Below are 12,527 nucleotides of genomic sequence, written 5' to 3'. Positions count from 1 at the left end.
ATGAAAAGCCGAGCCCTTAGTTGCTCGGCTTTTTTTGTATCTGTATCAACGCATTTAAAGTAAGAAATGCGTACACTGACGTTATCTTTGTTTACAGGACGTGTTATGTCTGTTTGGTTTTTCGCTGCCATCACTCTGATGGGGTTGTTTATCGTACTCTTATCACTGAGTGCATCAAAAGCTAAACCTGCTCAATGGTTTGGCTTTTGCCTGTTAGTACTTGTCGTGACGAGTGCCAGTTTCTTATTGCTTCATCAAACACCGCCTAAACCAATACACGCGGAAATGTCACGAATGATGACTGCTCGTGACATCATGAAAGAGATTCAAGACCAGTTGCGTGAAGATCCGAACAACGCTGAATTGTGGTTCCAACTCGGGCAGGGCTACCTGCTAGAGGGTGAATTTGACGGTGCGTTGATTTGTTTTGATTACGCGATCCAACTGACTGAGCCAGTCAGTGCCACGCAACTTGCTGCAAAGGCGACTACCTTGTACTACATTCACCAGCAATCAATGACGCAAGAAGTTAGCTTGCTTTTGGAGCAAGCTTTGCAGATAGAACCGCACAATGAAGCCGCTTTGTCTTTGATCGCAAATGATCATTTTCTGTCATTCCGATTTCAGGAAGCGATTGATGCCTGGGTAATATTATTAGATTCTAATGATCCAAATTTAGATAGGGTGCAAATCATTAACTCTATTAACAAAGCAAAAGAGCTATTGTAAGCGTACAATTTAACAAGCAATAGAGAGAAAGGTGGGCAACGAATGAAAAATAAAGCACTAAGCATATTGGTTTTGCTGTGCGGCTCTGTGCTGGCGGGTTGTAGCTCTTCCGATCATTCTGGCTCTTCCTCTATGGTTTATTATTCATCGGGTTATTACGATCCGTGGTGGTACGATCATGACGACTACTGGATTTATTACTATCCGGGCTGTTGCGATAACGACGATGAATACAAAGAGAAACTGGAAGAGTGGTGGAATGGTTTAGATGAAGACCAACAGCAATCCATCAAAGACAAAGTCGAAGATTGGAAAGACGACGATATGTCCGCCAATATCGATAACATGAAACGCCAACTTGACGATCATTGGCAATCACTGCCTGACGAGCAAAAGCAAGAGATTCGAACCCAATGGGAGAATCGTCCGGAGCATATTGAACCAGCGACTTTACAAGGCAAGGCGGTGAAAGAAAAGGTTCAACAAAGAAAAGCATTACCGGAAACGAAGATCCAGCGCCCAGTTGCTCGTCCAAATGTGCAGATGCCTAAAGCACGTCCAAATATTCAACCTAGACCTAGGCTTCCTCGTCGCTAGTACATTCGATTTTGTCTCTCGATAGAATCGGGGATGAAGAAATAAAGATAACAAAGAAACAAATAAACAAAAAAAGGGGCGTTCAGTGCGCCCCTTGTTGTATCTATAAATTAACCTCCGCCAGTTAGACTAATACGTGGCTTCGCGTTCAGCCGCTGCTTTATCCCAGTCTGGCGCTACTGTTTCTAGGAAGTGTTTCTTGTCTGCGTTCATTTTCTCCATATCCATGCCCAGTGCTTGTTGTGCTTTCGCTTTGGTCGAGATATCTGGAATTTGAACAGAGTCAGTAATGCCTTTGGTTGCCAGTAAACGAACCAATTTGGTACGGGCGTCAGCAGCGCGATCAACTGCACTACCTAGTACTTCAAGTGCTATCTCAGGAGCATGCATGTGGACACCGTGAGAAGCAATCGCGTAGTCCCAACGCCATTGTGCATGGCGAATATCTTGTAGGATAGGTTCCATCTCTGCTTCTGTTGCACCTGCTTTCCACGCTGCGCCTGCTTCAAAGTGTGCCGCTACGATTTGCTTCTCGGCGGTTAGCTTCATGTTCAGTACTTGCGCTTTGCGAGTCGAGACGATGCCTTGTAGCTGCTCTTTAGTTTGGGTATGGCATTGCGCACAGGTGTCTTCAAAACGATCAAACGGGTTACCCACTTTGTGGTCTGTGTAGACTGTACCGTCTTCTTTGGTCACTTTAGGCATGTGGCAGTCCACACACACCACTTTGTTTTTACCATGAATACCCGCTCTCCAAGTTTCGAAACCTGGATGTTGCGCTTTTAGCATCGGCGCTTTAGATACGGCATGCGTCCAATCTTTGAAATTCAACGCGTCGTAGTATTTCTCCATGTCATTAACGGTGGTGCCCATATCCCATGGGAATTTAACCGCTTTAGTTGGGCCGGTGAAGTAGTATTCAACGTGACATTGAGCGCAGACCGATGCTTGCTTATCTAGGCGAGACTGTTCATCAAAGTTTTTACCAATAGTATCAAAAGCACGCTCGACGTATGGGCGAGTCAGTGCTAGCGCAGGTTCGCCTTTCTTGAAGGCTTCAGAGCCTGTGTTGTGGCAATCGGAACAACCGATAGGGTTGACGATTTCTGAGCCTAAGCGTGCCCATTTACCTTCGAAATAACCGTCTTCACCACGTTCATCAATCACGCGAGCAACGTCTGGGCTTTTACAGCTCCAGCACGCCATCGGCATAGGCCCGGACTTCTCGTCGGTTGGTGCGCCGGTACGTAAGGTTTGGCGAACATCATCAAGTGCGTAAAAGTGACCGCGCGCTTTGTTGTAGTCTTTCGCGAAGCCATAACCTGCCCACAGGATAACCATGTTTGGGTCTTCACTTAGAGCATCTTCAATGTGCTCACTTTCGGATGTTGCTTTCCAAGAATGGTATTGATCAGGGTGGTTCTGTTCAAAGACATCGTTACGAGGATCGATAAAATCCTTCTCTTCTGCCGCTAACGGAGCGTCAACCAAAAATAATTGGCTGGCGAATAAGGTCGCAACCGCAATAGGTGCGCTCATCCAGTGTTTTATGCTCACAGTGTTATCTCCATATTCGTTTTTATTAGCAGCGTTGTGAGGAGCTATTCCAAATAAGAACTGGAGATCTACGATTAATAATATTGCTTAATTGGATAGATGAAATAGTGAGTGAATCTTGTCTTGTTTTAGATCAATTTACACCAGTGATCTCAGTCATGTTTGAATTTATATACCTCTAAAGTGGTAGTTGTTAAGTCATTGTTCTGCAATGCTTTGGGTTTTTAACCTTTTTAAAAATAGGGTGATTCAGTTCGCTTTTTGAGCAGGTGTTTCTACCCCTTATGAATAATAGAGGTATTATAAATATAGGTTTAGCGTTGTGGCTTTCCGAAATAAGAATTGATGTCATTTGAAGATCTAAAAAATATCTTCAGAGGAAATTAATTGTCGCTCAAATAAATAATTGAGAATAGTTATCAATTATTATCGAGCTAAGGAAAGAACAATATGGGCAGTATAAAATTGACCATAGAGACAATGCTGAAACTTCTCTTCGTCTTTGCCATCTATGGTTTCTCCATCGCCGCCCATGCGACTTCTTCAGAGCCGATTGAAGGTGCTCAAGCTGAGCGTCATCAAGTCGAGTTGATCCGTGACCGTGACTACAAGTGTCTGCAATGTCATAAGGATGCAAAAGAGACTCTGAACCTTTCGCATGACCCGCAAGCTCTACTCAGCCAAGGGAAGCAACTTAATTGCACCAATTGCCATAGCAACATTGGTCCCGACCATCGTGAAGGCGCGCCTGATGTGATTAAGTTTTCTGCCGCGCAATCGAAAGAGGTACACGACAAAGTGTTACTTGATCCAAGCATGATTCTTAAAGCTAACAGCCAATGTGTGGATTGCCACGCACCGACACAGCTGAGAGAAAGCCACTGGACGCACGATGTGCACGCCAAAAACCTCACTTGTTCAAATTGCCACGATGTACACGCAGCGAAAACCAAAGCGTTGTCGTACGACAGAAAACAACTGATCAAGCAGTGTGTGGATTGTCACTCTGAATTTGCCGTCGAACCTGAACTTGCCAAAGAAGAGGATAGATAGCATGAAATGTTCGAGAAGAAACTTTTTAGCCGGCAGCGGCGCGTTGATTTTAACTACAGGCGTTGCAGGCACTTCCGTTGTTAGCTCCTCTCTTTATGCCAGCAACAGTGAACAAGCGAAACGCATGGGTATGGTTCACGATGAAAATGCCTGTATTGGCTGTACCGCTTGTACCGATGCTTGTCGCGAAGTAAATAAAGTCCCTGAAGGCGTAACGCGACTTAAAATTCATCGCAGTGAACCGATTGGCGAATTTCCAGATGTGGAATACCAGTTTACTCGCGAATCCTGTCAGCACTGTGATAACCCACCATGTGTGTACGTTTGTCCAACAGGCGCTGCATACAAAGATGAAGCGACAGGCATCGTGGATGTACACAAAGAGAAATGTGTCGGATGTGGTTATTGCCTTGCTGCTTGCCCTTACCAAGTGCGCTTCTTTAATCCAGCCGATCACTCTGCGGATAAATGTAACTTCTGCCGTGATACCAACCTAGCGCAAGGTAAGCAGCCAGCTTGCGTGGAATCTTGCCCAACAAAAGCACTCATCTTTGGTGATTTGAATGACCCAACTAGCGAGGTGAGCAAAGCTATCGAAAGCCATGTTGTCTATCGCGATAAATCGCATTTAGGTACGCAACCTAAACTGTACAAAATTCCGCATAGCAAAGGGGAGGTGTCATCATGAACGGCTTCGAAAGTGCATTCCACTTTGACTCGTTAGTCTGGGATTGGATCATCGCGATTTACTTATTCCTTGCTGGGATGTCAGCGGGTACGGTGATGATTTCAATCTATTTAAAACGCAAAGTGATTGAAGGTGATCCCGCAAAAAACGGCATCATGAAAGCGATGGCTTGGCTCGCACCATTTGGCATCATTGCTGGGTTGGTAATTTTGATTTTCCATTTAACCAAGCCTTTAGAGTTTTGGAAGATCATGATCTACTACAACCCAACGTCTGTGATGTCGATGGGCGTGATCTTGTTCCAAGTGTACATGATCGTGTTGTTTGTTTGGATTGGCGTTATCTTCCGCCATCAAATCATCAGCTTCTGTGAAGGGAAGTTACCAAGCAAACTGCTGGATTTTGCCGATGGCATTTTGATTAAGGCGGGGAAAGCCAACAACGCCATTGAATTGTTCTTGGGCTTCTTAGCCATCGTACTTGCAGCGTACACTGGCTTTCTATTGTCTGCGTTGAAGACTTATCCAATGCTAAACAATCCAGTACTGCCAATCTTGTTCCTGTTCTCTAGTTTGTCCTCGGGCGCAGCGGCATGCTTGATGTTCGGCATCTTGGTGTTTAAAGAGTCGACCAGCAGCCCAAGTGTATCTTGGGTGCACGGATTTGAACGCCCAGTAGTGTTGTTTGAGTTGTTTGTCTTAGTGACCTTCTTTACTGGATTGATCTTCAGCGGTGGTCAGAACGAAGTCGCGGCTTGGAATGCAATTTCGAGTGGATTCTGGGCTCAATGGTTCTGGGTTGGGGTAGTGTTCATCGGCATGATTACGCCTTTGACTCTCAATTGGTTGACGCCTTCTGAAGTGCGCCACAAAGGCAGTTACGTTTTTGTGGTCACGATGTTGAGCTTGGTTGGCGTACTTATGCTGCGTACTTTCATTCTCTATGCCGGTCAAATGACCGTAGTGTAAGGGGGATAAATGGAAGCTGAGCTAGGGTTCTTCTTACTGATATTGGTGGCTGTAACATCGACTTGTGCATCGTTGCTGCATTGGCTACGTCGTGCTATGAGTAAGAAGGCGACATTGCCGCATCAAGTCGCGATGTCCCACATCATTAGCTTAGCTTCCTTCATTTGTTTAGCACTTCTGATCGTCTGCTTCGTGCAAGACAACTTCGCGTTGGAATATGTTGTTACGCATTCCAACAGTCAACTTCCCGTAGCATTCAAGATTGCTGCCGCTTGGGGCGGGCACCAAGGCTCCATGTTGTTTTGGGTCGTCACCCTGAGTTTATGGGCGTCGTTTATTGCATTTAAGTCACCGCTCAACGCCCAATATACTTGTGACTGTTTAGGAATCATGAACGTTCTTATTGCAACATTTGCTTGGTTCACGTTAATGACCTCTAACCCGTTCGAATATGCCCAAGTATTGGCGTCGGAAGGGCGAGATCTAAATCCAATGCTGCAAGATGTTGGGCTTATCATTCATCCACCATTGCTTTATCTCGGTTATGTCGGTTACGCAGCAATATTAGCTTTTGCATTAGCGGCGCTATTGGGTAAACAACCGATGAGCGATTGGTATGTGGTCGCTCGTAGCGCAGCGTTTTTTGCATGGGGAACGCTTACATTAGGTATCTTGGTGGGATCATGGTGGGCGTACAATGAGCTAGGGTGGGGCGGCTGGTGGTTTTGGGACCCTGTGGAGAACGCTTCTTTACTGCCTTGGCTTACGGGTACTGCTTTGTTGCACAGCGGTGTTGTCGCAACACGTATCAGAGGCGCAATTTGGAGCTCCTATGCACTGGCGTTTACCACGTTCTGCCTAAGCATTTTAGGGACATTCGTGGTGCGCTCTGGCGTGCTGACTTCAGTGCACGCTTTTGCGGTGGACCCAACTAAAGGTTTGGTGCTGCTTGGTGTATTGAGCTTGCTTGTCATCATCACTTTTGGCGTACTGATTTTGCGAGGAGAACAACTCCCTCGCTTCAAACTTCAATCTCTAGCGAGCCGAGCTTACACTGCTTATATCGCCAAAGGTCTGCTGGTTATTGCGACTGCTATCGTTTTTCTTGGCACTTTTTATCCGATGGTTTATCAACTGCTCGGTTTAGGAAACATTTCAGTTGGCGCACCTTATTTTAATAGTCTGATCTTCCCATTAAGCATACTGGCTCTGATTTCCTTAGCTTTCATGCCGCTGCTGAAATGGACAAAAGGCACAGTGCCGAGTGTAAGCGCTGATATTGCGATCAGTATTGCGTTATCTCTTGTCTCTGGGATCGGGTTTATCTTCTTAGTGCACGCACTGCATTTCGAAGTATTGCTAACCATAACGTTGGCTACTTGGGTGATTGTGGCGCATCTCGTTATGCTGTTTCGTTGTTCCAATAAGCGCAAACTCATGCCAATCGTGATGGCACATGTCGGTTTTGCGCTGGCGGTGAGTGGAGCTGTATTCAACAGTCACTACTCATATGAACACAATTTACGTGTCGAACCCGGCAGTTCTCAACAAAGGGCGGGGATCACTATCGATTATCATGGTATCGAATGGCTGGTGGGGCCAAACTACACCGCGGAACAAGGACAGATCACCTTGCACTTGGAAGATGGCCGCATGCTCAATTTCAACCCGCAAAAGCGTCATTACCCTGTGCGAGTGATGAATATGACCGAGCCCGCGATTCGTTCACTATGGCATGGCGATTATTACGTGACATTGGGTGATAAAGTCGACACTCATGCTTATGCGATTAAAGTTCAGTACCGCGCAGGTATTTGGTGGATATGGTCTGGCGGGCTACTAGCTGTGTTTGGTGCGCTATTAACCGGCCTAAAGAAAAGGAGAGAGGCTATCAATGCGATCGAGAAATACGCTTAAACTCGGAGGTCTGTTTGTGGCTGTTGCCGTGTTTGCTGTAGTAACTGCGGTGGCTTTGTCTGAGCGACCACATGTTGAATTGTCCCCACAACGAAATTTAGATGCACCTAATTTTCGCTCTACTTCTCTGATCTCTGATGACATGGTTTCTGAGCAGTTGTTCAAAAGCGACGGATATAAATTATTGAATGTTTGGGCATCTTGGTGCGGAGTATGCAAACGAGAGCATGAAGAATTATTGCAGTTAGCAGAACTCGGTGTGCCTATTATTGGGCTGAATTATAGAGATCAAAAACAAGCCGCTCGTGAATATTTGAGCTCTAAACGAAATCCATATATTGAAGTAATTAGTGACCCTAATGGAAAGCTCGCTGTGGAGCTAGGTGTTATCGGAACGCCGGAAACTTACTTGATTGATCCAAATGGTCGTATATTGATCAAATATCGTGGAGAGCTAACGGCAGATAAATGGAACGATATATTTTCAGGATACTTGAATGTTTCGATTTAATAATCTTCTCCTCACTTTAATCCTATTTATACTATTTTCTCCTTTCACGAGAAGTGCGGATATAGAACAGAATGTTGATCTGTTTGAATTTCATTCCGTTGAAGTGCAACAGCGTGCAACCTCGTTAGCCAAGGCATTACGCTGCCCGCAGTGTCAAAACCAAAACCTTGTCGAGTCTAATGCACAAGCGGCTAAAGACCTGAGGTTGAAAGTGTATACGATGGCCAATGAAGGCAGCTCAGATCAAGAAATAAAGGACTATCTAGTTGCTCGTTATGGGAATATTGTTCTGTACCAACCACCATTAAATTATTCCACGGCGCTGTTGTGGATCTTTCCTGTGCTATTTTTGATCTTTTTTGTCTTATATTCGATCCGAATGGTGAAGCGTAATTAATGTGACCGTTATTCCACTATTAAAAATAAATTGTGCACTTAACAAGCAGAATGTTATCATTTTTCCGAATTTATGAAGTTTCCAGTATAAAGAAAATAAAAATTTTGAGCTGGATAAGTAATAAAAGAACGAAATAGGTGCACGCAGTGGATTCAGTTATATTACAACTTAAAAAAGACTTCTATTCGCAGATTCGTGCATTGCAATCACCGAACCTGCCTCAAGTTACTTCAACGCTCGCCGTGTTGACCGACGAGGAAATCCAAGAACTCGAAGCAGTTTGGATTGAACTCGCCGTTTGGAAGCGCAGTCAGACCCATTAAAAGATAGACCAAACGACCTTCTTGAAACCCCAGACAAAATTTGTCTGGGGTTTTTTATTGTAGTTTTTTTAAATTGTTATAATATAACAATTGTTCAGTTGGAGAGTGTTTCTCTTTTGCTGTCTTGAGTGGATAACTGCCCTCAATTGTGATCTCTATATTGCAAAATGCGGTATCAGTCCCCATAGTTGAAGAGCAACGAGTAAATCCCATGAATGCAATAACGAAAACGCATCAAGCGCATCAAGCAATAAATCGAGTGAGTATAGATATGGCGGAAGTACGTGCCAGAGTAGATTTTAAAGTCGGGGCAAAAAGTAACATTGATGCCGAAATTCTGTCTTTCCATGGTCTGAAGACAGACAAAGAGCATGTTGCTATTATCTTTAAACAAGCGGACCAAACTCAGGACATGCCTTTAGTTCGTATGCACTCTGAGTGTTTGACAGGCGATGTGTTCCACTCTTCACGCTGTGACTGTGGTGAGCAACTAGAAGAGACGATCAATCGCATGGGCGAGTCCGGTGGTATCATCTTGTATCTCCGTCAGGAAGGTCGTGGTATTGGCTTGTACAATAAGATCGATGCATACCGCTTACAAAGCCAGGGCATGAACACGTACGAAGCTAACAACCATTTGGGCTTTGATGATGACCTGCGTGATTTCACAGAAGCAGCACAAATGCTAGAAGCTTTAGGCGTGAATAAGATCCGCCTCGTGACGAACAACCCTAAGAAAATCCGTGAGTTATCTGAGTACGGAATTGAAATTGGCGAGGTTGTCAATACCTCTGCACATATCAAAGATGGCAACGAAAATTATCTGAAGGCAAAAGTCTCTCACGGAAAACATGACCTAAAGGTTTAATCCTAAAGATAAAACTGACAATAAAGTCTGTGAAAAACCTCATTTTTATGAGGTTTTTTTGTATCTGGAGTTGCAAATAAATTGTAAATTTGTATTATCTCGAGACTAAAGTGCAAATAAGAATAATTAGCACTACCAATACGATAATTGAAAAGCTCAACAAGGATGCTTCAGATGAATGCAAAAAAAGTTTTAGTCCAATCTATTGCTGCATCACTCCTCATTGCCAGTGGTTCTACCGTTGCTGCCACAGTAACTAAACAACAAGTAGTCGAACATTACGCGGACGTTGCCCATGCTGTATTTGCTGATTCAGTAACAACAGCGAAAGCGCTTGATGTGAAAATCGACGAATTTCTACAATCACCATCAGCGAAAAAGCTTGAAGAAGTAAAACAAGCTTGGCTAGATTCTCGCGTGCCTTACCAACAGTCTGAAGTTTTCCGTTTTGGTAACGCGATTGTTGATGATTGGGAAGGTCAGCTGAACGCATGGCCACTTGATGAAGGTTTGATTGACTACGTAGCGGCTGATTACCAATACGAATTGGGTAACGAGGGCGCTGCTGCCAACATCATCGCGAACACAAGTCTGCAGATTGGTGCTTCTAAACTGGACGTTTCAAAAATCACTCCAGAATTGCTAGCGGATCTAAACGAAGTAGGCGGTTCTGAGGCAAACGTTGCATCAGGTTACCACGCGATTGAATTCTTGCTTTGGGGTCAAGACCTAAACGGCACTAACGCGGGTGCAGGTCAACGTGCTTACACTGATTTCGTCGTTGGCTCTGAGTGTACGAATGGTCATTGTGATCGTCGTGGTGAGTACCTAAAAGCGGCCGCTGATCTACTGGTTCAAGACCTAGAGTGGATGGAAAAGCAGTGGTCTGCAGAAGTGAAAGGCAACTACCGTGAAGAGCTATTGAACGAATCTGCTGACAATGGTCTTCGTAAGATGCTATTCGGCATGGGTTCTCTTTCTCTAGGTGAGCTAGCGGGTGAGCGCATGAAGGTGGCACTAGAGGCAAACTCGACTGAAGACGAACACGATTGTTTCTCAGACAACACGCACAACTCTCACTACTACAATGAGCAAGGCATCTACAACGTTTACACAGGTACATACAAAGGTGTAAACGGCAAAGAGCTATCTGGTCCAAGTATCGCTGACCTTGTTGCTCAAAAAGACAAGAAAGCCGCGACCGAAATTCAAAAGCAGTTTGATACAACACGTAGCCAAGTTGGTGAGCTAGTGACTTCTGCAGAGAAGAACAACCAGCACTTTGACCAACTTATTGCAGCGGGTAACGCACAAGGCAACGCGCTAGTAAACGACACCATCATGTCGTTGGTAGCACAAACCGGTGCGATTGAGCGTGCGGCAAGCATTGTCGGCATCGACAGCCTAAGCCCTGATACTGCTGACCACGAGTTTTAATAAGAAAACCATAATAAATAAGGGCTCTTTGTGAGCCCTTTTGACGTTTGAGCTCGTTGTTATCACCCTTGTTGTCTATGTAGAGCAATGATATGAAGCCATACCTAATTTCTGCGCTAGCCGCGATCCTTTCTTCTTCTGCCATGGCTTATGATGTTAAGTCTGGTGGCAAAACCAGTGTTAAAAAAGACGGCGCGAATGCCTATTCTCTTCCTGCTGCTAACTTGCCAATGAGCAAACGCCTCGACTTTAGCGTAGGTAACAGCTTTTTCCGTAACCCTTGGGTACAAGCGCCAGCGTCAACGGACGCTCGTGATGGCCTAGGCCCGCTTTTTAACACCAATGGTTGTCAGAATTGTCACATCAAAGACGGTCGTGGTCATCCGCCAGAGAAAGATGATTTACATGCCGTGTCTATGTTAGTGCGCTTAAGCATTCCTGCGATGACGCCAGAACAAAAGAAAGCTTACATCAAAGATGGCGGCATACCTGAGCCGACTTATGGTGGCCAGCTTCAAGATTTCGCTCTGCAAGATCAAACGCCAGAAGGCAAAATCGAAATCACTTACACCGATGTCCCAGTGAAATTTAAAGACGGTACGACGGTGACGCTAAGAAAACCTCATTTGAACATTACCGATCTGGGTTACGGCGATATGCACCCTGATACCGAGTTCTCAGCACGCGTGGCACCGCCAATGATCGGCCTTGGTTTGTTAGAGAGTATTCCCGACGAAACGCTACTTGCTTGGGCTGATGAACAAGATGCCGACAAAGACGGTATCTCAGGCAAAGTAAATAAGGTGTGGGATATTGAGAAGGACGACTTCTCGATTGGTCGCTTTGGCTGGAAAGCAGGACAACCGACGCTAATGCAGCAAAATGCAGCAGCATTTAATGGTGATGTGGGTCTTACGAGCCATTTATTCCCAAATGAAAACTGTACCTCGAAACAAAGCATTTGTGACGACATGCCAAATGGCGGCAAACCTGAAGTGAGTGAAAATATTCTCGACTTCGTAGAGTTTTACAGCCAACACTTAGCCGTACCTATTCGCCGTAACGTCAATGATCCTAACGTGAAACTTGGTCAGCAAATCTTTGCTGCGTCTGGCTGTGAAAGCTGCCACAAGACCAGTGTTAAAACGGCGAAACGACCAGAGTTACCAGCGCTTTCTGAGCAGCTTATCCACCCATACACAGACATGCTTTTGCATGACATGGGTAAAGGCTTAGCCGATAACCGTCCGGAATACTTAGCAAACGGCCGTGAATGGCGAACGGCACCGCTATGGGGCATTGGTTATACCGAAGAAGTAAACGGACATACTTACTTTCTACATGATGGCCGCGCTCGTAACCTGATGGAAGCGGTGCTGTGGCACGGCGGCGAAGCGGAGACAGCGAAACAAAACGTCTTAGCACTGAACAAAAAAGAACGTGACGCATTGATTGCGTTTCTGAATTCTCTATAAGGAAGCA

At 45.2% G+C, this 12,527-nt stretch carries 13 protein-coding genes; 12 read left to right on the top strand and 1 reads right to left on the bottom strand.

Annotated elements, in window-relative coordinates; genetic code table 11:
* The first annotated feature begins 105 nt into the window (after window positions 1-105).
* A complete protein-coding gene (locus H9L11_RS00865) occupies window positions 106-729 on the top strand; it encodes a tetratricopeptide repeat protein (protein ID WP_025767276.1) in 624 nt (207 codons plus the stop codon).
* Window positions 730-771: 42 nt separating this feature from the next.
* Window positions 772-1,326, top strand: coding sequence for a hypothetical protein (locus H9L11_RS00860; protein WP_033905659.1), 555 nt, complete (start codon window positions 772-774; stop codon window positions 1,324-1,326).
* A 129-nt stretch (window positions 1,327-1,455) separates the two neighbouring features.
* On the opposite strand, the gene nrfA is transcribed toward H9L11_RS00860, so the two are convergent.
* A complete protein-coding gene (gene nrfA, locus H9L11_RS00855) occupies window positions 1,456-2,883 on the bottom strand; it encodes an ammonia-forming nitrite reductase cytochrome c552 subunit (protein WP_081886398.1) in 1,428 nt (475 codons plus the stop codon).
* 450 nt (window positions 2,884-3,333) lie between these two features.
* Here nrfA and nrfB point away from each other — a divergent pair, with 450 nt between their 5' ends.
* The 10 genes from nrfB (at window position 3,334) to H9L11_RS00805 (ending at window position 12,520) form a co-directional block, all read left to right on the top strand.
* Entirely contained in the window at window positions 3,334-3,936 is a 603-nt protein-coding gene (gene nrfB / locus H9L11_RS00850; RefSeq protein ID WP_033905656.1) for a cytochrome c nitrite reductase pentaheme subunit, read from the top strand.
* A gap of 1 nt (window position 3,937) precedes the next feature.
* Window positions 3,938-4,624 carry a cytochrome c nitrite reductase Fe-S protein gene (nrfC, locus tag H9L11_RS00845; protein WP_033905654.1) on the top strand — a complete coding sequence of 229 codons (687 nt, stop codon included), beginning with the start codon at window positions 3,938-3,940 and terminating at the stop codon, window positions 4,622-4,624.
* Window positions 4,621-5,592, top strand: coding sequence for a cytochrome c nitrite reductase subunit NrfD (nrfD, locus tag H9L11_RS00840; protein WP_033905653.1), 972 nt, complete (start codon window positions 4,621-4,623; stop codon window positions 5,590-5,592). Before nrfC ends, nrfD begins: the two co-directional genes overlap by 4 nt.
* Window positions 5,593-5,601: 9 nt before the next feature.
* Window positions 5,602-7,509: a heme lyase NrfEFG subunit NrfE gene (gene nrfE / locus H9L11_RS00835; protein ID WP_205390928.1), complete on the top strand. Its 1,908-nt coding sequence runs from the start codon at window positions 5,602-5,604 to the stop codon at window positions 7,507-7,509.
* A complete protein-coding gene (locus tag H9L11_RS00830; RefSeq protein ID WP_205390927.1) occupies window positions 7,487-8,020 on the top strand; it encodes a DsbE family thiol:disulfide interchange protein in 534 nt (177 codons plus the stop codon). The genes nrfE and H9L11_RS00830 overlap by 23 nt, the downstream gene beginning before the upstream one ends.
* Window positions 8,007-8,417, top strand: coding sequence for a heme lyase NrfEFG subunit NrfF (gene nrfF, locus H9L11_RS00825; protein WP_053306573.1), 411 nt, complete (start codon window positions 8,007-8,009; stop codon window positions 8,415-8,417). Before H9L11_RS00830 ends, nrfF begins: the two co-directional genes overlap by 14 nt.
* 146 nt (window positions 8,418-8,563) lie before the next feature.
* The gene (locus tag H9L11_RS00820) at window positions 8,564-8,740 is read left to right on the top strand and encodes a hypothetical protein (RefSeq protein WP_020480909.1); all 177 of its coding nucleotides are present in this window, start codon (window positions 8,564-8,566) and stop codon (window positions 8,738-8,740) included.
* A gap of 211 nt (window positions 8,741-8,951) precedes the next feature.
* Complete coding sequence (ribA, locus tag H9L11_RS00815) at window positions 8,952-9,608, top strand: GTP cyclohydrolase II (RefSeq protein ID WP_005376846.1); 657 nt, start codon at window positions 8,952-8,954, stop codon at window positions 9,606-9,608.
* A 174-nt stretch (window positions 9,609-9,782) separates the two neighbouring features.
* On the top strand, window positions 9,783-11,045 hold the full coding sequence (locus H9L11_RS00810; protein ID WP_053304295.1) for an imelysin family protein: 1,263 nt from the start codon (window positions 9,783-9,785) through the stop codon (window positions 11,043-11,045).
* Between the two features lie 92 nt (window positions 11,046-11,137).
* Window positions 11,138-12,520: a di-heme oxidoredictase family protein gene (locus H9L11_RS00805; protein ID WP_005376848.1), complete on the top strand. Its 1,383-nt coding sequence runs from the start codon at window positions 11,138-11,140 to the stop codon at window positions 12,518-12,520.
* The last annotated feature ends 7 nt before the right edge of the window (window positions 12,521-12,527 follow it).

This window comes from Vibrio sp. sp1, from assembly GCF_016920955.1.
In the GTDB taxonomy this organism is placed as follows: domain Bacteria; phylum Pseudomonadota; class Gammaproteobacteria; order Enterobacterales; family Vibrionaceae; genus Vibrio; species Vibrio alginolyticus.
This window is presented reverse-complemented; position numbering and strand designations above follow the sequence as displayed.